Origin of the sequence: Roseovarius faecimaris, assembly GCF_009762325.1 — a bacterium.
GTDB lineage: Bacteria > Pseudomonadota > Alphaproteobacteria > Rhodobacterales > Rhodobacteraceae > Roseovarius > Roseovarius faecimaris.
The window spans coordinates 1,177,568-1,197,328 of record NZ_CP034348.1 but is presented as its reverse complement, the minus strand read 5'-3'; the positions used below and the strand labels follow the sequence as shown (position 1 = coordinate 1,197,328).

Genomic DNA, 19,761 nt, shown 5'->3' with positions numbered 1-19,761 from the left:
GCCGCTGATCTCAGGAAAACCCGGCCTCAGGCCACCGCGTAACTGGCAGCAGGCAAGGTGGTATCCGCCCACAGGCGGCTCGCCGCCTTCTCGCTCTCGATGCACATGACCAGCACATCCGCATCCTCCTGCCGGAGCGCCTTGTACGGCGCACCCACATGGGCGCTCACCGCCTGGTCCAGCAGCCCGCAGGCCGAAGGGCAGTAAAACAGCACACCGCTTTCAGCGAAAATCACCTGGTCGGTCTCGAAATGCAGCACGATCGCTTCGGGCCCATCCTTGAGCCCATGGTCGGGCCGGATGGCCTCGATGCCATTCATCCCTTCCAGCACATGCGCCATGATCAGCGAGAACGGATCGCCAAACAGCTCCTCGCCCGCATCGCTCTCAACCATCACATATTGCTCGGGCATGAGGTGCAGATCGCCGCGATTGCCCAGCGCCCCGGCGGGCACATGCAGCGGCCAGAACCGCTGCGGGCACGACCCGGCCCCGTTCCATATCGCCTGACGCGTGATCTTGGTCACCCGTTGCAGCCCGGCGTCAAAAGTCAGGACAAGATCGCCCTCCGACACCGCTTCGACCGCGCGCCAGCCCAGAGCGGTGGCAACGCGGGTCCCGGTCATCAGCCCCGAGCGGGCCCCGACCGCTCCGCCATCATAGGCGCCGGTCGGCTCCATTATGCGCTGTGCGCCCCTGTTTTCGGCAGACATCCATCCCAGCATGTTCTTTTCCTCGTCTCTCGACGGCCCCCAGGCCAGTCGTCATTTGGCAACATGATTAATATGACCGCATGGCTGAGACGGGCCTTTGGCTAGATCGGGGCGCAAATAGGGCATTGTCGCCATGCAGGCGCCAATCCACTGCCACAATCGCGATTGTCATGAAAACTTGGGATAATTATCCCGAAAAACGGTATTTGAACCGCGCGATGTCCTCTGCACAGAGCTCGGCCACCCAGTCACGCGAATCACTGTCGTAATAGTCCTGATAGGCGCGCGCGCGCCGCGATGCGTTTTCATGCGGCAGCGCCAGCTCAAACCCCAGATGACGCCAGAGCGGGGCCGCATCCGCCTCGAACCGCTCCAGCCGGATATAAAGACTGGCCCGCTCATGCCCGCCCGCATCGCGCATATAGCTGGCATAGGGGCTCGCCGCGATGGCCCGGCGCGTATCGGGATGATCGAGAAAAGGCCTGAACCCCAGCTCCTGCGCGCGTGCCACCATCGGATGGGCAAAGCTCTGATCCTGCAGCCAGTGATACAGGCTCACCATCCGGTCCCACGGGTTGCGCACCAGGGTGACGGTAAAGGCCCCGGCAATGAACTCCGCGCTCACCAGCCCCTCGATATCCGCCAGCGTCGCATGTTTCCACAGCCGCCCCGCCGCCTGCGCGCCCTTCAGCCGGCCCTTGCGTCTGCGTGCCTTGGGCGTGTCCCCGATCAGGATGTCATCCTTCCTCGCCCGCCCCTCCAGCGCCAGCGACAGCGACGTCCCGCCCGTCTTGGGGATATGCACAAAGATATAGTTGCGTCCGGGGCTGATGATCATGCGCTCAGGCTATGCCTCCGCCGCCTGCGGCTCAACGGCTTTGTCTTTGTCGGCACGCCCTTAATGTCCGACATTTAGCATTTGATTACGCGCACATTCTCAATATTGTCTCCCGGATTGAAATCCGAGGGAATCAGGGAGACCCCAATGGGCTGGATGAAAGACGAAACCGGGCTCGACAAGACCGCCGCAAATTTCGTGCCGCTGACACCGCTCAGCCATTTGCGCCGTGCGGTCCGGCTTTTCACGCATCAGGAGGCCCTGGTCTATGGCCCCACCCGCCGGACCTATGCCGAGTATCACGAGCGTGTCACCCGCCTTGCCTCGGCTCTGACCAAACTGGGCGTGGCGCCGGGCGATGTGGTCTCGACCATCCTGCCCAACATCCCGGCCCATGCCGAGGCGCATTTCGGCGTGCCCGCCTGCGGCGCTGTCCTGAACGCGATCAACACCCGGCTCGAGCCCGACACCATCGCCTATATCTTCGATCACGGCGAGGCCAAGGTCGCGCTGGTGGACCCGCAATTCCTGCCCGTGGTGGCCGAGGCCCTCGAGATGATGGAGGGGCCCGCCCCCATCATCATCGAAGTGGCGGATGTGCATGCCGGGGTCTATGCCGACAGCGACTATATGGAATACGAGGACCTGCTGGCCACGGGTGACCCGGATTTCGAATGGATCATGCCCGAGGACGAATGGGAGAGCCTCGCGCTCAACTACACCTCCGGCACCACCGGGCGGCCCAAGGGCGTGGTCTATCACCACCGCGGCGCGTATCTGATGACGATGGGCACGGCCATCGACTGGAACGTGCCGCGCGACGCGCGTTACCTGACCATCGTGCCGCTGTTTCACTGCAACAACTGGAACCACACCTGGATGATGCCGATGCTGGGCGGCACGGTCGTGTGCTGCCGTGACATCACCCCGGCGGCCATCTACAACGCCATCGCCGATGAGGGCGTCACCCATATGGGCGCAGCACCCATCGTGCTGAACATGGTCGTCAACGCCAAGGACCACGAACGCCGCCCCTTCGACCATATCGTGCAGGCGTTCACCGCGGGCGCCCCGCCCCCGGCCGCCACGCTCGCCGCGATCGAGCCGCTGGGCTTCAATGTCTGCCAGGTCTATGGCCTGACCGAAACCTACGGCCACGTCACCGAATGCATCTGGAAACCCGAATGGGACGAGCTGCCCGACGAGGACCGCTATGCCATCAAGGCCCGCACCGGCGTCGAGATGAGCATGGCCGAGCATATCACCGCGATGGATCCCGACACGATGGAACAGATCCCGATGGATGCCAGCACCCAGGGCGAGATCATGATCCGCGCCAACACGGTGATGAAAGGCTATCTGAAAAACCCCGAGGCCACCGCCGAGGCGTTCAGGGGCGGCTATTTCCACTCCGGCGATATCGCGTTTCAGCACGAGGACGGCTATCTCAAGATCGCCGACCGCGCCAAGGACATCATTATCTCGGGCGGTGAAAACATCTCCTCGGTCGAGATCGAAGGCGTGCTGATGAAACACCCCGCCGTCCTGCTGTGCGCCGTGGTGGCCCGCCCCGATGACAAATGGGGCGAAACCCCCTGCGCCTTTGTCGAACTGAAGGACGGGAAAGAGGCAACCGACGCCGAAATCATCGGCTTTGCCCGCGAAAAACTCGCCGGGTTCAAATGCCCCAAGACCGTGGTGTTCCAGGAACTGCCCAAGACCTCCACCGGCAAGATCCAGAAGTTCGAGCTGCGCAAGATCGCCCGCGAGCTCTGACGCCCGGGCGCCGCGCGCGGCCGACACCCTGACGACATTGGGCCGCTGCCGGATGGCACGCGGCCCATGATCGGTGTCTCAGGCTGGAGCGGGTCGGCTCAGCCGCCGAACAGTCGCCCCAGAAACGACCGGGGCTTCTCGGCGGGTACATCCTCGATGATCAGGTCGCAATCGGCCTCGACCGTCTGAAAGGCCGCGCGCAGGCGCTGCGGTGGCGCGATGTCTTGCGCGGCCTCTTCCGCTTCCGGTTCGGGCGGCGGCGGCGGCGTCATTGTGGTTTCGGGGGCATTTGCGGCGTCGGCGGCACGCCGGGCGTCGGCCTCTTCGGCATGGATGCGGGCCGCTCTCACCCTTTCGGCCAGATCCTCGGTCGCCTTCTTTTCGGCGGCTTCGGCCTCGGCGGTCCGCGCTTCGATCGCCGCTTCGGCCTTGGCCGACTGCGCTTCGATGGCGGCGGCCTCTTCGACCATGATCTGCCTGATCGCCTTCTTGGTGAAGGATGTATGCACCCGGGCTGACGAGCCCTTGATCGGCTCAAGACGTTTGTATTGCATATCTCATACCTCCACGACCGGAGTGAAAAATACCCTGCACCCAATTCATGCGGCGCGCGGGATACAGGCTCGTGTCGGATTAGGGCAATTTTGAGGTGGTGGTGAGGCACAGGCGCAAAGCCGCGCTAACCCCCTGAACAGTATAGGATAAAAACAGAAAAATTTTTGCCGCCCGCGGCGCTGGCAGGCCGCGCCGGCGCAGCGCGGCACCCGTTATCGGGCACCGCGCCACGGTCCCGGATCACGCGAAGATAAAGTCGCTCGCGTCCAGATTGGCCGCCGTCACGCCGGAAATGGTCAGCACGTCGCCATCGCCGAAGTCGATCTCGGTGCGCTGCCCGCGCGAGCTGACCGCGTCCTCGAACTCCTCGAATGAGGTAAAGCCGAAGCCCGACACGTCGATCTTGTCGACGCCATCCTGGAAGGTGCGGATCAGGTCTTCGCAATAGCCTTCGGAGAAGACGAACACATCCGCCCCGCCATTGCCCACAAGCGTGTCGTCGCCCAGACCGCCATCCAGCAGATCCTTGCCCTGATTGCCGCGCAGCACGTCGTCGCCATCCTCTCCGCGCAGGATATCGTCATCCTGACGGCCCGACAGCCGGTCATCGTCATTGCCGCCAAGGATCACATCGTCGCCCTTGCCGCCATTGATCCGGTCCTCGCCGTCCTTGCCACTGAGGAAATCGTCGCCTTTGCCGCCCTTGAGACGATCGTCATCGTCTCCGGCGATCACGAAATCGGTGCCCGGCTGCGACAGGATATCGCTGACCGCCAGCGGCAACAGCACCCCGTCCAGCACATGGATGATCCCGTTTGTCGCCATCACGTCAAAGCCGATCAGCGTCGGATCCGGCAGGCCCGGGTCCAGATCGCCAAGCGACGGGGTGCCCAGATCGAGCGTCAGGTTGCCCCCCTGAAGCGTGCCGATCTCGGCCCCGTCGCCCAGCCCCACCACGGCATTCAGATCAAACGCGCCATCGACAACATGATAGGTCAGAATTTCGGTCAGAAGCGGGATCGCATCCCCGCCGCCCAGCAGGCTCAGACTGTCCACGATATAGGCGAAAGAGCCCGCCTCGTCCGAGCCCGAATAGCCCAGGGTCTGCGCCAGCCCGACAAAGGCGTCATCGTTGGGGGCAAAAACCGTGAGCGACGCGAACGGATCGTTCAGCGTGCCGTCGAGCCCGGCGGCGATCACCGCGTCGCGCAGCATATCGAAATCGTCACCATTGGTGTCATACTCACCCGGTGCACCGCTGCCCAGGACAACGCCTGTGATGGGAAGTAAACCTGTCATGTTGTTTTCCTTTTTTATGCAGGGGCATGTCCTGAGCCTGCCGCCCACGCGCACCCCTTTTGGTCTGTCTTGGCCTCACGAGCCGATGTCCTGATCTACGCGCTCGGCGCGGCACCGGATCAATCTTGCTGCGCAATTCATCTTCCGAAACGACAAAAAGCGCTGCATGATGCAACGCTTCTCGCTTGTCTTTCACAATTTTTCCATAGGCTTAGCGCCCGGGTCGCATCCGCGGCGATTTTTTGCCATGGCGGCGCTTTGCGCGGCTGTTATCCGCGCAATGGCCTGTCGCGGCTCAGTGCACCGTGACGGGCACCATGTTGTTCTGCCGCGCCAGCACGAAGGCCAGCGTACGGTCCTTGACCAGAGCAAGCTGCTCGCCCTGCGCCGAATGCACCGCATAGAGCGTCTCCAGCCCGCCCGCATGGGCGCGCACCTCATCGGGCAGATCATCGACCTTCACGGGGCGCACATAGACGATCCCGCGCTCATCGGCATCCTGCAGCGTGTATTTCGTGTCCATATCGCTCACCCTTTCCTGATCTGAATGGTCTGCACCACGGTTTCCGGCTCCGCCCGCGTGAGATCCACGTGCAAAAGGCCGTTTTCCATCGTCGCCTCGCCCACTTCCACGCCATCTGCCAGCACGAAAGAGCGCTGGAACTGCCGCGCCGCGATACCGCGATGCAGGAACACCCGGTCCTCTCCATCGTCATGCTGCCGGCCCCGGATGACCAGTTGCCGGTCCTCCACGGTGATCGACAGGTCCCGCTCGCCAAACCCGGCCACGGCCAGGGTAATGCGATAGGAACTTTGCGAGGTTTGTTCGATATTGAACGGCGGGTAGCCTTCGTTGCCCGCCTTGGCCGAGCGTTCCAGCAAACGCTCCAGCTGTTCGAACCCAACGATATAGGGGTGCGACCCCAGGGTAAGTTTTGTCATCGACACGTCCTTGACTTAAGCGACAGTCCATTTCACGCCCCGGCCCCGCTTCACGGCAGCCCGGCTTGATCCAAATATGGGGTCTGGCGCAAAGGTCTGCAAGGGCTTTGCGAATGCAAACGCAGCCTGTATCCTGCCGGTCCACCCCTGACCGAGGAATCGCCTCCTATGAACGTCTTCAAAGACCTGTCGATGAAATCCGATGAGGTGCTGCGCGTCGAACTGGAGGAATATCGCCACCAGCACCGCGATCTGGACGAGGCGATCACGGCCCTTGTGGAAAAGGGCACCGCCGATCACCTGACGATCAAGCGGCTCAAGCAGCAGAAGCTGCGCCTGAAGGATATCATCGCGATGATCGAAGACCGGCTTTACCCCGACATCATCGCCTGACAGCGCCCCGGATGGCACGCCTGACCATCGCGGGCCACGCCCCCGGCCGGCCGCCAACACGGCCCGGGTGCAGCCCCCCGAATACAGCAATCCGGCCCCGGCCGATCGGCGCTTGCCACGCAAGCGCGCATCGCTATAGTGCCGCTTTCCAAACCCGCGGGGAAGCCAGATGAGCGACGTGAAAGTAGGGATCATCATGGGAAGCCAGTCCGACTGGTCAACCATGCGCGAGGCCGCCACCATCCTCGACGAGCTGGGCATCGCCTATGAGGCGCGCATCGTCTCGGCCCACCGCACGCCGGACCGGCTCTGGGACTATGGCAAAACCGCCGTCGAGCGGGGTTTGCAGGTGATCATCGCAGGGGCCGGCGGGGCCGCACACCTGCCCGGCATGATGGCCTCCAAGACCCGCGTGCCGGTGATCGGCGTGCCGGTCCAGACCAAGGCGCTCTCGGGGGTCGACAGCCTCTATTCCATCGTCCAGATGCCCAAGGGCTTCCCTGTCGCCACCATGGCGATCGGCGCGGCAGGGGCCGCCAATGCGGGGCTCATGGCCGCCGCGATCCTCGCCAATGGCGACGCAGCACTCGCCCAGCGGCTCGACGCCTGGCGCGACGCGCTCTCGGCCTCCATCCCGCAAGAGCCGCAAGATGACTGACGCCCTGCCCACCGGCGCCACCATCGGCATTCTCGGCGGCGGTCAGCTTGGCCGCATGCTCTCGGTTGCCGCCGCACGGCTCGGCTTCAAGACCTGCATTTTCGAGCCGGGCGGCGATTGCCCCGCCTCGCACGTGGCCAACTACCATTTTCAGGCCGCCTATGAGGACGAGGACGCCCTGCGCAAATTCGCCGCCTCCGTGGATGTGATCACCTATGAGTTCGAGAATATCCCCACCTCGGCGCTCGACCTGCTGGAGACACTCAAACCCGTTCGCCCGGGCCGCGAGGCGCTGCGCGTGTCCCAGGACCGGCTGACCGAAAAGACCTATCTGGCCGATATGGGCCTCTCTGTCGCGCCGTTTGCGGCGGTCGCTGACGCGCAAAGCCTTGAGGCCGCCATCGCCGCGACCGGCCTGCCCGCCATCCTCAAGACCCGCCGCTTCGGCTATGACGGCAAGGGACAGGCCCGGATCATGACAGCCGAAGACACCCCGCAGGCGCTTGCCGATATGCAGGGCGCGCCCGCGATCCTCGAAGGCTTCGTCGATTTCAGCCACGAGGTCTCGGTCATCGGCGCGCGCGGGCTCGACGGCTCGGTCGCCTGTTTCGATCCCGGCGAGAACGTGCACCGCGATGGCATCCTGCGCACCACCACCGTGCCTGCGCGCCTCTCGGCCGCGCAACGCTCTGACGCCGTGCTTCTGACCGCGCAGATCCTCAACCGGCTCGATTATGTCGGGGTGATGGGGGTCGAGCTTTTCGTGACGCCACAGGGCCTTGTCGTGAACGAGATCGCCCCGCGCGTGCACAATTCCGGCCACTGGACGCAAAATGGCTGCACCGTCGATCAGTTCGAGCAGCATATCCGCGCCGTCGCGGGCTGGCCGCTGGGCGATGGCGCGCGCCATGCGGATGTGGTGATGGAAAACCTCATCGGTGATGACATGGACCGCGTGCCCGCGTTGGCCGCCGAGCCGCACACCGCGCTCCATCTCTATGGCAAGGCCGACACCAAACCGGGCCGCAAGATGGGCCATGTGAACCGGGTGGTCCGCTAAGCCAGGCAGATGCGCCAGCCGCCACGCAAAATGGCGGCTGGTCTGTGGATCTCCGCTCCGGGATCAGAGCTCATCCGCCGGTGTGGCAAAGATCACTTTCCAGTTGGATTCGCCCTTGGAAATCGTCTCTTCCGTCTTTGCGAGGAAGAGGTTTTTATGCGCGCCTTCGCTGCTGTTGAGATAAAGCTGGCCATCCACGATCGCCCAGAATTCAGGCTTGATCGGCACCTTCTTGCCCTTGGAGGCGCCCGCAGAGCACCAGCCGCCATAGGCCGGGGCAAACTTGGCAGGCTCCGCCTCGAACATCGCCGCGTTTTCGGCCGAGGAGAAATACCATGTGGCCCCCTGATAGCTCACCGCATGCTCGGCCGAGCCTTTCATGGGTGCGCCCGCGGTGTGATAGGCAACCACGTCATAGCCGCCCGCCGACAACTGCCTCATCGCTGATGTAATGCTCATCGACAGCCAGCGCCTGAGTGGCTGAAAACGATGCCATGGCGGCAAGGGCAATCGCCGCAAATTTGGGGGAAGTGATCATTTCGTGTTTTCCTTTCATGATTGAGGCCGCGCTGAGGGATAGCAGGGGCAGCCGGGAGTGGGCCGACACTAGACGGCGCAGAAAAAGAGCTCAGTAAAACTCTTGATCTCGCGGGGTCAGAAAGCTGTGAGGAAAAGGCACGCAATTGGTGACTTGCCTGTGATCCGCCCGTGATGGGGCCAAACCATCCGGGTGACGCTCAACCCTTTGCCCCGCCAAAGCCCCCATCTTAAGCGAGGGCGCAGCGCATCAGTTTTACAGCAGAGCCTCGGGACACCGGGCCGAGAACCGGGCCTCGTCCATCGGATTGCGAGTTCACCCGCCAGATGCCGGGTCAAGGCAGCTTTGCGGGATGTTGCGGACACTGGAGCAAAGCGCCACAGGCCGGTTAACAGCCGCGCAGCGGCCCGGCCCATCGCCAGCCCCCCTCCCAGGGCTGGCGATATGGCGGGGCTGGGTGCCTCGTTCGTCTCAAGCGCGGATTTGGCTGGGATAAAGTGCCCCGGAAACCCTGTCTGGATCGCCACCCCGGGGGCTGGCAATCGGCCTCGCGGTGGGCTTGCCCGACTGTCCGCTCAGCGCTCCAAGCAGCCGTCCATTATCAGGGTCAAGGAACTGGCTCCCTCCGCCCCATCCAATGGCGTCATGTTGCACCTGCAGCCTGCCAAGTCGCGTTGCGTCAGACCTTCAGCTCAAACCGGCAAGGCACGCCGTCCCCTTGCGCGCCACAGCACGTTTCCACGCAGCTTGAGTTTCTCGCGACAAGCACTTGATAAAGCTCCTGAAAAACCGCTGCATGCCAATGACACAAGCACCCCTCGCTCACCTCTCCCCGGATCAGCGGATTGCCTGAAATCTCATAGGTCCACGCATCCACGACGCGCAGCTCCCCCGAGCCGACAAAGGTCCAGGCATGTGCCGCAATCGCCTTCGACAGCGCCCGTGCCGCCAGCCCCCGGGGCAGCGCCTTCAGCACCAGTTGCGCCGGGCGCGGGATGCGATGCTTCAGGATATACTCCGCCGTGCCCACCCCTGCCTCGGCCGCCAGCCGTGGCGCCATGCCCGGCGCGTCCAGGCGCACCTGCTGGTGCAGCCGCGTCGCCATCAGCTCGGGGATCATGCTTTTGCCATCGGGCAGCGCCCCAAGCCCTGCGCGCGTCAGGATCCCCTCGCGCCAGTGCGCCCCGCCAAACCGGTCCAGCACCGGCACAACCTGCAACACCGCGTTCGGCCCGATCAGCCGTGCTTCGCGGCCCCGCGCATCCTCAGCCGTCCTCCATTTGCTGAGACCCGCCGCCACAGGCCTTCACCTCGGCCCCGTTCGGCATCTGGAAGGCGCGCTTGCGCTCGATGGTCTGGGCCTTGACCGCCTCGCGCCGCTCCTTCGCGCGCGCCGCCTTGTCGGCGGAGGCCTCCCAATCGGCCATCTGCGCCTCGGCGATCTCCCGGTTTTCGTCGAAATGGAAATCGACCGAATTCTTGGTCTGCGGCCCCCAGTACCCGGCTTTGCCAAGGTCATAGAATGTCCGCTGGAACCCGGCCTTCAGGAAGGCATAGAGGCAGCCCAGCAAATAGCGCCGCCGGAACCCCGTCCCGCGCCAGGGGTAATGGAACAATGCCTTTTTCGAATAGAACCGCCGGTAATTGTTCATCACCCCGTCCAGCAATTCACCGCGTTCCATCGCCGCGGGCTTCATGATGGGCGTGACGAAATTGTATTTGGAGAAGTCATAGATCTCCACCTGGTCCTTCAATTCCTGAAACAGCGGCGTGAAGGGCCAGGGTGTATACATCGACCAGTTGGCCAGGTCCGGCTGCCAGTCCCAGGCCATCCGGTAGGTCTCTTCCAGGGTCTCGGGCGTTTCATTGTCGAGCCCGACGATGAATTGCGCCTCCACCAGAATATCCGCCTCTCGCAGCAGGCGAATGGCGGTCTTGTTCTCCTCGACCTTGGTTTCCTTGTTGAACACATCCAGCTTCATCTGCGCCGCGGCCTCGGTGCCAAGGCTCACATGCACCAGCCCCGCCTTGCGGTAGAACTTCAGCAAATCGCGGTCCCGGTAGATATCCGTCACCCGCGTGTTGATCCCCCATTTCACCCGTTTCGGCAGGCCCCGGTCGATCAGCTCCTGACAGAAGGCCACGAATTTCTTCTTGTTGATCGTGGGTTCCTCATCGGCCAGGATGAAAAAGCCAACCCCATGATTTTCCACCAGATCTTCGATCTCATCCACCACATCCTTGGGGTCGCGCACGCGGTAGTCGCGCCAGAATTTCCACTGGCTGCAGAAGGAACAGGTAAACGGACAGCCCCGCGCCAGGTTCGGGATCGCCACCCGCGTGCCCAGCGGGATGTAGATATATTTCGACCATTCCAGCACCGACCAGTCCGGCTTGATCTTGCTCAGGTCCTTGACGGTCGACGCCGCCTGCGTTGCCACGATCCGGTCCCCATCGCGGAAGGCCAGCCCGTTGATGCTGTGCCGCTCCGCCGGAAAACGCCCGTCCTCGATGGCCAGCATCAGCTCGCTACAGATCTCTTCGCCCTCGCCGCGCACGATCACATCGACCCAGGGCGCCTCGCTCAGCACCTGCTTGTACATGAAGGTCGCGTGCACGCCCCCCAGCACCCGCACGGCCCCCGGCACCACATCGCGCGCGATCTTCAGCACATCCTCGGCGCGATAGATCGACGGCGTGATCGCGGTGACGCCCACCACATCGGGGGCCAGCGCCTCCATCTGCTGTGCCAGCTCCGCATCGGTGATATTGTCGGTCATGGCGTCGATGAAATGCACATCGTCAAAGCCCTGTTGCCGCAGATGCCCGGTGAGATACGCCACCCAGGCCGGCGGCCATGTCCCGGCAATCTCGGCCCCGCCCGAGCGATAATTGGGGTGAACGAATAAGATGCGCATGGTTTCCTCCCGTTTTGTAAACTTTAGTTTACACTATCTTGGAAGCACCATGTTGACATGGATCAAGTCGCGGGGACGATCGTCACATCCCGCGAAACCGCGTCATCGGGGCCTGCTAGCCCACAAACCGCGCGGCCACATCGCCGCTCATATAGCTCACGCGCCCGCCTGAAAGCGTGGCACAGATGGCGCGGCTTTTCGGCTCCATCACCACGAGGTCAGCCCGCTGCCCGGGCAGGATTGTCCCCCGATCCGTCAGCCCCAGCACGCGCGCAGGCCCGGCAGAGATCAGCCCCCAGGCCGTGGCCAGGTCACACACGCCCCCGTCTGCGAGCAAAAACGCGGCCCGGCGCAGGGACGGATAGTGATAATCCGAGGCCAGCGCATCGACATAGCCCATCATCACCGCCTCGGCGGCCGACGCGTTCCCGTTATGCGACCCTCCGCGCACGACATTGGGCGCGCCCATGATCACCGCGTCGCCGCCCAGATGCGCGGCCTCCACCGCTTCTGCCGTCTCGGGAAACTCGGCAATGCCAACGCCGCGCGCGCGCCACGTCTCCCGCTCTGAGGCGGTTTTGTCGTCATGGCTGCCCAGCCGCACGCCCCGCGCCACAAGCGCCTCAATCAGCCCGTCCAGCGCGGCAGGCACCTCGCCCATCCGCGCGTGCAGGCCTTGCATGAACTCCAGATGCTTCTCCGGATTGCGCCCGATGCGCAGAGCCTGCCCGGTCAGCCGCTTGGGCCGCTTGCCCTTTTCCAGCTCGTCATGCGGCAAATGATCGTTGAACACCACATAGCCGATGCCATGCCGGGCCACCATGTCGGCCACCGCCCCGTAATCCTCCAGCATCGGGATCTCGAACCGCAGCTGCGTCAGCAACGTGCTGGCCACCTGATCCCTGAGCGCGCCAATCGCGGCAAAGACGCGCTCGGCAAACTCCGGGCCGCGCATGCCGCCTTCCCAGCTGTAGAATTGCGCCAGAACGGCGGTGGTGATTCCGCCCGCCGCGATCTCGGCCTCCGCCGCGCGCAGGCCCAGGCTCAGGTCCTTCATCGCCCCGCGGCGCGGCGCCAGATGCCGCTCGAACCCGTCACCATGAATATCCACGATCCCCGGCAGGATCATATAGCTCCTGAGGTCCACCTCCCGCAGCCCCGGCCGGTCCTCGACGATCCGCCCCTCGGCAAAGCTCAGCGGGCCCGCCTTCCGCCCCCCGGGCCGCAGCACCTCCGCCCCGGTCAGCCGCAGCGCCAGGCTCATTCCGGCCGCTCTTCAACCTGTCCGGACGCGCCCGACTCGTCAGCGTCGCCCGCCCCCCAGATCAGCTCTTCAAAGGTCATATCGTGGTCAAACGCCCCGTCCCGCAAAAACACCTGCGTCTGCGCGATCACCAGGGGGCTCACTGTCATGAACGTATGCGTCACCGGCAGGGCGATATGATCGTTCATGCCCTCGACCTTGGTGGAGGCCACCGACACCTTGCCGTCATCCACCCCCTCGATCAGCGATGAGAAATAGGGGTTCAGCGTGCGCGTCCCGGCGATCACGCCCAGATCGAAATCGACCGGCGGCAATTGCGCCGGAAGCCCCGCCTGCCCAGTCTCAAGCTGTAGCCCCGCAGGTCCGTTGATCCACTCGAACAGCTCCAGCCCGCCCAGCTCATCGACAATCTCCGACCCGTGGTTCGGCGGGGCCAGCATCACCACCCGCCCCATATCCTCGGGCCGGTTGTCCTTCAGCCAGTGGCGCAGCAGGATCCCGCCCATGGAATGGGTGACAAAATGGATCTTCGTCTCGCCGCAGACCCGCACGGCATAGGGCAGCGTCTCGGCCGCCAGTTTCTCGATCTCCGCCTGGGTCGAGGCATATTCAGGGCGAAACACCGTATAGCCTTCGGCCTTCAGCACCTCTTCCATGACGCGAAAGCTCTCGGCCGAGCGCAGCAACCCGTGCAACAGCACCACGCAATCGGCCCGCGCCGGAAGCGGGGCCAGCGCAAGCAGCGCAACACAGAAGGAGGCCATCCATTTCATGCCCCCCAGATAAGCCCGTTTGCGCGGCTGTGAAAGGGGCCAGCGCGCCGCACCGTTGCGTCACATCCGCTCTATGCGCCGTTGTCCTGCCTGCGGGCGCGCGCTAGGCTCCGCCCATGCCGATCCGCCTCTCGACCCGCGCCGTGCTGCTGCACCGTGACCGCCTGCTTCTGGTCAACGCCTTCCCGGGCGAGGCCTCGGATCTGTGGTGCGCGCCCGGGGGCGGGGCCGAACCCGGCCAGTCGCTGCCCGACAACCTCGCCCGCGAGGTGCATGAGGAAACCGGGCTGACCATCGCCGTCGGCGCGCCCTGCCTCGTCAACGAGTTTCACAATCCCGACCATGGCTTTCACCAGGTCGATATCTTCTTCCGCTGCACCCTCTTTGATGGCCAGCTCAGCGACGACTGGCAGGACCCCGAAGGCGTGGTCAACCGCCGCCGCTGGTTCAGCTTTCCGGAGCTTGCCACGATCCGGCTCAAGCCCGACAGTCTGCCTCAGGTGGCCTTTTTCGGCGTCGATCAGACCGCCGCCTATGACCCGCTCGAACGGCTCCTGCCCCGCTGAGGGCGCACCGACAGCGCCACCCCGCCCAGCACCAGCACCGAGGCCAGACCGAAGCGCAGGGTCAGCGCCTCGCCCAGCCAGATCATGCCGCCCGCCATGGTGATCACCGGCACGGTCAGCTGTGCCGTGGCCGCCACCGTGCCCGGCAGACGCGGCAGCACCGTGTACCACAGCGCATATCCCATCGCCGAGGTCACCACCCCCGAGCCCAGCGCCAGCCACAGGCCCAGCGGTTCGGCCCCGGCCACATCGCGCAGAAACCCGCCGCCGCCCAGCATCAGCACCACCGCCAGCACGCCCAGCGCCGCCAGGATGAAATTTCCCGCCGTCCCCTGCAACGCATCCCGTTCCTGACGCCCGGCCAGCGAATACAGGCCCCAGCCGATCCCGGCCACCGCCATCAGCGCCCCGTGCCACAGGCTGACCGCCACCGCCCCGGCAGGCCACAAGAGCCAGATCAGCCCGGCAAAGGCCAGCCCGGCCCCGACCCAGCGGTTCACCGGCATCGCTTCACGGACCACAAGCCCGCCCGCGAACATGGTGATCTGCACCATCCCGAACACGATCAGCGCGCCGATCCCGGCATCTATATCGGTATAGGCCAGCGAATACCCGATGAGATAGATCAGCAGCGCCACAACGCCCACCAGCCGCCCGCGCCCGCCCCCCAGCCGCAGAGCGCCGCGCAGCACCAGGCACAACAGCGCCAGCGTGAGAGCCCCGGAAAACAGCCGCACCACGGCAAATTCCATCGGCATCAGCCCGCCAACGGTCACTCCCGCCCGCGTCAGAAGCCCGTTACCGGCAAAGGCCAGCATCACCAGGCATGTCACCCCCAAGAGCCGCATGCCGCCTCCCCTGCCCGCATCTCTCTCGCCATCAAGCCCCGGCTCTGCCCGGATGTCCAGCCCGGCCGCCCCCTGCGCACGCGCACCTCTCAGGGCAGCGGGATGAACTCCGCGTCATCCCCCGGCGGCAGCTGAAACCGCCCATGCGCCCAGTCGCCCTTGGCCCAGGCCTCCTTGGCGGCCTCGATCTTCTCCTTGCTTGAGGCCACGAAATTCCACCAGATATGCCGCGGACCATTCAGTGTCTCCCCGCCCAGCGCCATGATACGCGCGCCCTGCGCGCCCGCGGTCAGCGTGATCGCATCGCCCGGGCGAAACACCATCATGCGGCCCGCGTCGAACGTCTCGCCCGCAATCTCGACCGACCCTTGCGTGACATAAACCCCGCGATCCTCGTGATCCTCCGGCAAGGGCAGTTTCGCCCCCGCCTGCATCACCACATCGGCATAGAACATGTCCGTGAACGTGCTCACCGGCGCCCGCGCGCCCCAGCCGCGCCCCATGATCAGGCGCAGGTGCTTGCCCTCGCCCTCCAGCTCCGGCAGCGCCTCCGCGCCATGATGCTCGAAACTCGCCTCCCGCTCCTCGTGCTCTTCCGGCAGGGCCACCCAGGTCTGAATGCCAAAAAGCGGGCTCTTGCCCTTGCGGGTTGCCTCGCTGGTGCGTTCCGAATGGGTCACGCCGTGGCCGGCCACCATCCAGTTCACCTCACCGGGATAGATCATCTGATCGGTGCCCAGGCTGTCGCGGTGCTGAAACTCGCCCTCGTAAAGATAGGTCACCGTCCCCAGTCCGATATGCGGATGCGGACGCACGTCGATCCCCTGCCCGGTCAGAAACTCCACCGGCCCCATCTGATCGAAAAAGATGAACGGGCCCACCATCTGCCGCTTCGGCGCGGGCAGCGCCCGGCGCACCTCGAACTCGCCCAGATCCCGCGCCCGCGGCACGATCAGGGTCTCGATGTCCTCAAGCCGCCCGGCCTCGGGGCAGTCGGGTTCCAATGTCGGGTTCCAGCTCATCGCGCATCCTCCAGCTCTGTTCCTTCAAAGCTAGGTCAGCCCCGGCCCCCGGCCAATCCCGTGCCGTTGCACACCGGCTGTGCCGCGCCTCACATCCAGATCAGTTTGACCGCGATCGCCCACATGACGCCCCCCACCAGCACATCCAGCACCCGCCAGGCCTCGGGCCTGCGAAACAGCGGGTCCAGGATGCGCGCGCCGTAGCCAAGCGAGAAGAAAAAGACAAAACTGGCCGTGATGCCCCCCAGGGCAAAGCTCAGCCGGTCGTCATACTGCGCCGAGACCGATCCCAACAGAACCACCGTATCCAGATAGACATGCGGATTGAGCCAGGTCAGCGCAAGGCAGGTCAGCAGCGCCGCCCTAAGCGATCCGGCCCTTTGCCCCTCGCCCATCTGCGCCCCGCCCTTCCAGGCGGCGTGAAAACTGCGCGCGCCATAGGCCAGCAAAAACGCCGCCCCGCCATAACGCATCACGCTCTCCAGCCCCGGCACCGCCTCGCTGAGCGCGCCAAAGCCCGCGACACCTGCGGCAATCAGCACCGCATCGCTCAGCGCACAGGTCAGGCACACGGCAAACACATGCGCCCGGCGCAGCCCCTGCCGCAGCACGAACGCGTTCTGCGCGCCGATCGCCAGGATCAGCGAAAATCCCAGCGCAAACCCCGCCATCGCCGCCTGCATCAGACCCCTCCCGTAGGGTGCGTGATCTCACGCACCATTGCCGTGCCCCGGTTCCGGCCGCATCGCCCGTGACGCGGCACACCCGGCCGGGACAGGGGCGATCCCGCGCCCCAGTGCGACCCCCGGTCGTGTTAACCAACCGTTCAGGAAATTCACATTCCCGTGACCCCCGCCGATTGTACAAAACAGGGGGGCATTTTGTACAAAACGTACAAAATCCGGTCGTGTCACCAAATGGTAAGCTTACTCTGCCGCGAGCTGCGCCATCACCTCGTCGGAGGCTTCGAAATTGGTGGTGACGCGCTGCACGTCGTCGTCATCCTCCAGCGCCTCGATGAGCCGCATCAGCTTCTGCATGCCCTCAAGATCCAGCTCCGTCGTGGTCGTCGGCCGCCAGGTCAGGCGGGTGTCCTCGCTCTCGCCCAGCTCGGCTTCCAGCGCGTTCGACACATCGTTCAGATCCGTGTCCGCACACCAGATCGTGTGGCCATCCTCGCTCGATTCCACATCTTCTGCCCCGGCCTCGATGGCGGCCATCATCACGGTGTCGGCATCGCCCGCCTCGGCGGTATAGGTCACCTCGCCCTTGCGCTCGAACATGAAGCCGACGCTGCCGGTCTCGCCCAGGTTGCCGCCATGTTTGGTAAAGGTCGACCGCACGGTGCTCGCGGTGCGGTTGCGGTTGTCGGTCATCGCCTCCACGATCACCGCCACGCCACTCGGCCCGTAGCCCTCATAGCGGATTTCCTCGTAATCCTCGGCGTCGCCGCCGATCGCTTTCTTAATCGCCCGGTCGATATTGTCATTGGGCATCGACTGGGACTTGGCGCTTTTCACCGCCAGCCGCAGGCGCGGGTTTTTCTCCGGATCCGGGTCGCCCATCTTGGCGGCGATGGTGATCTCCTTGGAAAGCTTGGAGAAAAGCTTGGCGCGCACGGCGTCCTGCCGCCCCTTGCGGTGCTGAATATTTGCCCATTTTGAATGGCCGGCCATTGGCGGTGTCTCCCCGGGTAAAACCTTAATGCACGCCTCTATAGGACAGGCCCGGGGGGCCTCGCAACCCGGTTGCGTTCATGGCGCGAATAGGCTTGGCTGAGGGCCAGAAAGGCAGTGCCATGACCACAGATCAGATCATCCTTTTCAGCCTCTTCGGGGCGGTGTTCGGCCTCCTGCTATGGGGGCGCTATCGCTATGATCTTGTTGCCTTTTCCGCGCTGATGATCGGCGTGGTGCTGGGCGTGGTGCCCACCAAGGACGCGTTTTCCGGCTTCGGCCACCCGGCCACGCTCGTCGTGGCGCTCGTGCTCGTTGTCTCCGCCGGCCTCGTCCGCTCCGGCGCCGTCTACCTCATCACCCGCACCCTCGTCGACAGCTCCCGCGCCCTGGGCGCGCATATCGCCATCATGGGCGGTGTGGGGGGTGTTCTTTCGGCCTTCATGAACAATGTCGCCGCGCTGGCGCTCCTGATGCCGGTCGACGTGCAAACCGCCCGCAAGGCCGGGCGCGCGCCCGGTATCTCTTTGATGCCGCTCAGTTTTTGCACGATCCTCGGCGGCATGGTCACGCTGATCGGCACGCCGCCGAACATCATCATCGCCGCCATTCGCGAGGATGCCCTGGGCGCGCCGTTCAAGATGTTCGACTTCGCGCCCGTCGGCGGGGTCACCGCCATTGCCGGGCTGATCTTCGTGGCGCTGATCGGCTGGCGGCTGATCCCCCAGCGCGAGGACAGCACCCTGCAACCCTCTGATCTGGGACAATATATTGCCGAGCTGACCGTGCCCGAGGACAGCCCCCATATCGGCAAACGCCTGATTGAGATGGAGGAGGCCTCCGACAAGGCCGATGTGGCCATCATCGGCCTGATCCGGGACGGCAAGCGGCGATACGGCTCTTCCATCAACACCGAGATCCGGGCGGGCGACGCGCTGGTGCTTGAGGCGACACCCGACGCGCTGGACGAGTTTCGCGCCGCTCTCAAGCTCAACTTCGCGGATGACAAGCGCGAAGAGCTTCTGAAAGCCGAGGGCGCAGGGCTCGATCTTATCGAAGTGGTGGCCACCGCCGAAAGCCGGATCAGCGGGAAAACCGCGCAGTCGATTGGGCTGCACTGGCGGCAACGCTCTGTTTTAATGGGCATTTCCCGGCAAGGGCAAAAGATCACCAAGCAGGTGCGCAAGACGCCGATCCGCACCGGCGATATCTTGTTGCTGCTCGTTCCCGAAGGCAAGGGGCCGGACGTCACCGACTGGCTCGGCTGTCTGCCGCTGGCCAATCGTGGCCTTGCGGTGACGCAGGACAGCAAGACCTGGCTTGCCATTGGCCTCTTCGGCGCCGCCGTGGCGGCGGCAAGCTTTGGCCTGCTCTACCTGCCCATCGCGCTCGGACTTGTCGTCGTGGCTTATGTGCTGGCGCAGATCGTACCGCTGAAAGAGCTTTACGATCATATCGAATGGCCCGTTGTGGTCCTCTTGGGTTCGATGATCCCGCTGGGCGCGGCTCTGGAAGACGTGGGCGGCACAGAGCTGATCGCGGGCGCGCTGGTGGGTCTGACCGAAGGCCTGCCCGCCTGGGCGATCCTGACGGTGCTGATGATCGTGACGATGAGCCTGTCGGATGTGCTCAACAACACCGCCACCACCATCGTCGCCGCCCCTGTGGGCATTCAGATGGCGCAGAGCCTCGATGTGTCGCCCGATCCGTTCCTGATGGCCGTGGCCATTGCCGCCTCCTCGGCCTTTCTCACGCCGATTGGCCATAAAAACAATACGTTGATCCTGGGCCCCGGCGGTTACAAGTTCGGCGATTACTGGCGCATGGGGCTGCCCCTGGAGGTGCTCGTGGTGGCGGTCTCGATCCCGGCCATTCTGGTGTTCTGGCCGCTCTGACGGCGAATGAGTATTTTGGGAACGATG

At 64.5% G+C, this 19,761-nt stretch carries 22 protein-coding genes; 6 read left to right on the top strand and 16 right to left on the bottom strand.

What is annotated here, in order from left to right; genetic code table 11:
* Nucleotides 1-26: 26 nt before the first annotated feature.
* Both EI983_RS06310 and EI983_RS06305 read right to left on the bottom strand, forming a co-directional pair.
* On the bottom strand, nucleotides 27-725 hold the full coding sequence (locus EI983_RS06310) for a Hint domain-containing protein (protein ID WP_157706535.1): 699 nt from the start codon (nucleotides 723-725) through the stop codon (nucleotides 27-29).
* A gap of 175 nt (nucleotides 726-900) precedes the next feature.
* A complete protein-coding gene (locus tag EI983_RS06305) occupies nucleotides 901-1,551 on the bottom strand; it encodes a sulfotransferase family 2 domain-containing protein (RefSeq protein WP_157706534.1) in 651 nt (216 codons plus the stop codon).
* A gap of 147 nt (nucleotides 1,552-1,698) precedes the next feature.
* Between EI983_RS06305 and EI983_RS06300 the strand changes: the two genes are divergently transcribed.
* Nucleotides 1,699-3,327 (top strand): AMP-binding protein, encoded by a 1,629-nt coding sequence (locus EI983_RS06300; protein ID WP_157706533.1) that lies wholly within the window; start codon nucleotides 1,699-1,701, stop codon nucleotides 3,325-3,327.
* A gap of 98 nt (nucleotides 3,328-3,425) precedes the next feature.
* Here the strand turns inward: EI983_RS06300 and EI983_RS06295 are convergent, their stop codons facing one another.
* From EI983_RS06295 to EI983_RS06280, 4 genes are all read right to left on the bottom strand, one after another.
* Nucleotides 3,426-3,881 carry a hypothetical protein gene (locus EI983_RS06295; protein ID WP_157706532.1) on the bottom strand — a complete coding sequence of 152 codons (456 nt, stop codon included), beginning with the start codon at nucleotides 3,879-3,881 and terminating at the stop codon, nucleotides 3,426-3,428.
* Between the two features lie 241 nt (nucleotides 3,882-4,122).
* Nucleotides 4,123-5,181, bottom strand: a complete 1,059-nt coding sequence (locus tag EI983_RS06290; RefSeq protein ID WP_157706531.1) for a fasciclin domain-containing protein — start codon at nucleotides 5,179-5,181, stop codon at nucleotides 4,123-4,125.
* Nucleotides 5,182-5,476: 295 nt separating this feature from the next.
* Nucleotides 5,477-5,704: a DUF1150 family protein gene (locus EI983_RS06285; RefSeq protein WP_157706530.1), complete on the bottom strand. Its 228-nt coding sequence runs from the start codon at nucleotides 5,702-5,704 to the stop codon at nucleotides 5,477-5,479.
* A gap of 5 nt (nucleotides 5,705-5,709) precedes the next feature.
* Nucleotides 5,710-6,123, bottom strand: coding sequence for an Hsp20 family protein (locus tag EI983_RS06280; protein ID WP_157706529.1), 414 nt, complete (start codon nucleotides 6,121-6,123; stop codon nucleotides 5,710-5,712).
* 168 nt (nucleotides 6,124-6,291) lie between these two features.
* Between EI983_RS06280 and EI983_RS06275 the strand changes: the two genes are divergently transcribed.
* The 3 genes from EI983_RS06275 (at nucleotide 6,292) to EI983_RS06265 (ending at nucleotide 8,234) form a co-directional block, all read left to right on the top strand.
* On the top strand, nucleotides 6,292-6,516 hold the full coding sequence (locus EI983_RS06275) for a YdcH family protein (RefSeq protein ID WP_157706528.1): 225 nt from the start codon (nucleotides 6,292-6,294) through the stop codon (nucleotides 6,514-6,516).
* Between the two features lie 169 nt (nucleotides 6,517-6,685).
* Complete coding sequence (gene purE / locus EI983_RS06270; RefSeq protein WP_157706527.1) at nucleotides 6,686-7,174, top strand: 5-(carboxyamino)imidazole ribonucleotide mutase; 489 nt, start codon at nucleotides 6,686-6,688, stop codon at nucleotides 7,172-7,174.
* On the top strand, nucleotides 7,167-8,234 hold the full coding sequence (locus tag EI983_RS06265; protein WP_157706526.1) for a 5-(carboxyamino)imidazole ribonucleotide synthase: 1,068 nt from the start codon (nucleotides 7,167-7,169) through the stop codon (nucleotides 8,232-8,234). Before purE ends, EI983_RS06265 begins: the two co-directional genes overlap by 8 nt.
* Before the next feature lie 63 nt (nucleotides 8,235-8,297).
* Here EI983_RS06265 and EI983_RS06260 read toward each other — a convergent pair whose 3' ends face one another.
* The 6 genes from EI983_RS06260 to EI983_RS06240 all read right to left on the bottom strand — a co-directional run bounded on the left by EI983_RS06260 (nucleotide 8,298) and on the right by EI983_RS06240 (nucleotide 13,727).
* On the bottom strand, nucleotides 8,298-8,675 hold the full coding sequence (locus tag EI983_RS06260; protein WP_246162317.1) for a YHS domain-containing (seleno)protein: 378 nt from the start codon (nucleotides 8,673-8,675) through the stop codon (nucleotides 8,298-8,300).
* A complete protein-coding gene (locus EI983_RS19420; protein WP_281356456.1) occupies nucleotides 8,647-8,772 on the bottom strand; it encodes a hypothetical protein in 126 nt (41 codons plus the stop codon). Before EI983_RS19420 ends, EI983_RS06260 begins: the two co-directional genes overlap by 29 nt.
* Nucleotides 8,773-9,451: 679 nt before the next feature.
* Nucleotides 9,452-10,072 carry a bacteriochlorophyll 4-vinyl reductase gene (gene bchJ / locus EI983_RS06255; RefSeq protein ID WP_246162315.1) on the bottom strand — a complete coding sequence of 207 codons (621 nt, stop codon included), beginning with the start codon at nucleotides 10,070-10,072 and terminating at the stop codon, nucleotides 9,452-9,454.
* Nucleotides 10,038-11,690 (bottom strand): magnesium-protoporphyrin IX monomethyl ester anaerobic oxidative cyclase, encoded by a 1,653-nt coding sequence (bchE, locus tag EI983_RS06250; protein ID WP_157706524.1) that lies wholly within the window; start codon nucleotides 11,688-11,690, stop codon nucleotides 10,038-10,040. The genes bchJ and bchE overlap by 35 nt, the downstream gene beginning before the upstream one ends.
* Before the next feature lie 115 nt (nucleotides 11,691-11,805).
* Complete coding sequence (locus tag EI983_RS06245; RefSeq protein ID WP_157706523.1) at nucleotides 11,806-12,954, bottom strand: alpha-D-ribose 1-methylphosphonate 5-triphosphate diphosphatase; 1,149 nt, start codon at nucleotides 12,952-12,954, stop codon at nucleotides 11,806-11,808.
* Entirely contained in the window at nucleotides 12,951-13,727 is a 777-nt protein-coding gene (locus tag EI983_RS06240) for an esterase/lipase family protein (RefSeq protein ID WP_425500898.1), read from the bottom strand. Before EI983_RS06240 ends, EI983_RS06245 begins: the two co-directional genes overlap by 4 nt.
* 116 nt (nucleotides 13,728-13,843) lie before the next feature.
* Between EI983_RS06240 and EI983_RS06235 the strand changes: the two genes are divergently transcribed.
* Nucleotides 13,844-14,293 carry an NUDIX domain-containing protein gene (locus tag EI983_RS06235; RefSeq protein WP_157706522.1) on the top strand — a complete coding sequence of 150 codons (450 nt, stop codon included), beginning with the start codon at nucleotides 13,844-13,846 and terminating at the stop codon, nucleotides 14,291-14,293.
* Here EI983_RS06235 and EI983_RS06230 read toward each other — a convergent pair.
* From EI983_RS06230 to EI983_RS06215, 4 genes are all read right to left on the bottom strand, one after another.
* Complete coding sequence (locus EI983_RS06230) at nucleotides 14,260-15,141, bottom strand: DMT family transporter (RefSeq protein ID WP_157706521.1); 882 nt, start codon at nucleotides 15,139-15,141, stop codon at nucleotides 14,260-14,262. The genes EI983_RS06235 and EI983_RS06230 overlap by 34 nt on opposite strands.
* Before the next feature lie 89 nt (nucleotides 15,142-15,230).
* Nucleotides 15,231-16,163: a pirin family protein gene (locus EI983_RS06225; RefSeq protein ID WP_157706520.1), complete on the bottom strand. Its 933-nt coding sequence runs from the start codon at nucleotides 16,161-16,163 to the stop codon at nucleotides 15,231-15,233.
* An 89-nt stretch (nucleotides 16,164-16,252) separates the two neighbouring features.
* Entirely contained in the window at nucleotides 16,253-16,846 is a 594-nt protein-coding gene (locus EI983_RS06220; RefSeq protein WP_157706519.1) for a LysE/ArgO family amino acid transporter, read from the bottom strand.
* Between the two features lie 243 nt (nucleotides 16,847-17,089).
* Nucleotides 17,090-17,839, bottom strand: coding sequence for a YebC/PmpR family DNA-binding transcriptional regulator (locus tag EI983_RS06215; RefSeq protein WP_157706518.1), 750 nt, complete (start codon nucleotides 17,837-17,839; stop codon nucleotides 17,090-17,092).
* Nucleotides 17,840-17,961: 122 nt separating this feature from the next.
* On the opposite strand from EI983_RS06215, the gene EI983_RS06210 reads away from it, so the two are divergent.
* Nucleotides 17,962-19,734, top strand: coding sequence for an SLC13 family permease (locus EI983_RS06210; RefSeq protein WP_157706517.1), 1,773 nt, complete (start codon nucleotides 17,962-17,964; stop codon nucleotides 19,732-19,734).
* The last annotated feature ends 27 nt before the right edge of the window (nucleotides 19,735-19,761 follow it).

Coding starts and splice junctions, on each gene's coding strand:
- EI983_RS06220 (WP_157706519.1), bottom strand. CDS start 16,846: ATGCAGGCGGCGATGGCGGGGTTTGCGCTGGGATTTTCGCTGATCCTG.
- EI983_RS19420 (WP_281356456.1), bottom strand. CDS start 8,772: ATGATCACTTCCCCCAAATTTGCGGCGATTGCCCTTGCCGCCATGGCA.
- EI983_RS06275 (WP_157706528.1), top strand. CDS start 6,292: ATGAACGTCTTCAAAGACCTGTCGATGAAATCCGATGAGGTGCTGCGC.
- EI983_RS06210 (WP_157706517.1), top strand. CDS start 17,962: ATGACCACAGATCAGATCATCCTTTTCAGCCTCTTCGGGGCGGTGTTC.
- EI983_RS06295 (WP_157706532.1), bottom strand. CDS start 3,881: ATGCAATACAAACGTCTTGAGCCGATCAAGGGCTCGTCAGCCCGGGTG.
- EI983_RS06305 (WP_157706534.1), bottom strand. CDS start 1,551: ATGATCATCAGCCCCGGACGCAACTATATCTTTGTGCATATCCCCAAG.
- EI983_RS06240 (WP_425500898.1), bottom strand. CDS start 13,727: ATGAAATGGATGGCCTCCTTCTGTGTTGCGCTGCTTGCGCTGGCCCCG.
- EI983_RS06235 (WP_157706522.1), top strand. CDS start 13,844: ATGCCGATCCGCCTCTCGACCCGCGCCGTGCTGCTGCACCGTGACCGC.
- EI983_RS06280 (WP_157706529.1), bottom strand. CDS start 6,123: ATGACAAAACTTACCCTGGGGTCGCACCCCTATATCGTTGGGTTCGAA.
- EI983_RS06285 (WP_157706530.1), bottom strand. CDS start 5,704: ATGGACACGAAATACACGCTGCAGGATGCCGATGAGCGCGGGATCGTC.
- EI983_RS06290 (WP_157706531.1), bottom strand. CDS start 5,181: ATGACAGGTTTACTTCCCATCACAGGCGTTGTCCTGGGCAGCGGTGCA.
- EI983_RS06310 (WP_157706535.1), bottom strand. CDS start 725: ATGCTGGGATGGATGTCTGCCGAAAACAGGGGCGCACAGCGCATAATG.
- EI983_RS06260 (WP_246162317.1), bottom strand. CDS start 8,675: ATGAGGCAGTTGTCGGCGGGCGGCTATGACGTGGTTGCCTATCACACC.
- EI983_RS06265 (WP_157706526.1), top strand. CDS start 7,167: ATGACTGACGCCCTGCCCACCGGCGCCACCATCGGCATTCTCGGCGGC.
- EI983_RS06225 (WP_157706520.1), bottom strand. CDS start 16,163: ATGAGCTGGAACCCGACATTGGAACCCGACTGCCCCGAGGCCGGGCGG.
- EI983_RS06230 (WP_157706521.1), bottom strand. CDS start 15,141: ATGCGGCTCTTGGGGGTGACATGCCTGGTGATGCTGGCCTTTGCCGGT.
- bchE (WP_157706524.1), bottom strand. CDS start 11,690: ATGCGCATCTTATTCGTTCACCCCAATTATCGCTCGGGCGGGGCCGAG.
- EI983_RS06215 (WP_157706518.1), bottom strand. CDS start 17,839: ATGGCCGGCCATTCAAAATGGGCAAATATTCAGCACCGCAAGGGGCGG.
- purE (WP_157706527.1), top strand. CDS start 6,686: ATGAGCGACGTGAAAGTAGGGATCATCATGGGAAGCCAGTCCGACTGG.
- EI983_RS06300 (WP_157706533.1), top strand. CDS start 1,699: ATGGGCTGGATGAAAGACGAAACCGGGCTCGACAAGACCGCCGCAAAT.
- EI983_RS06245 (WP_157706523.1), bottom strand. CDS start 12,954: ATGAGCCTGGCGCTGCGGCTGACCGGGGCGGAGGTGCTGCGGCCCGGG.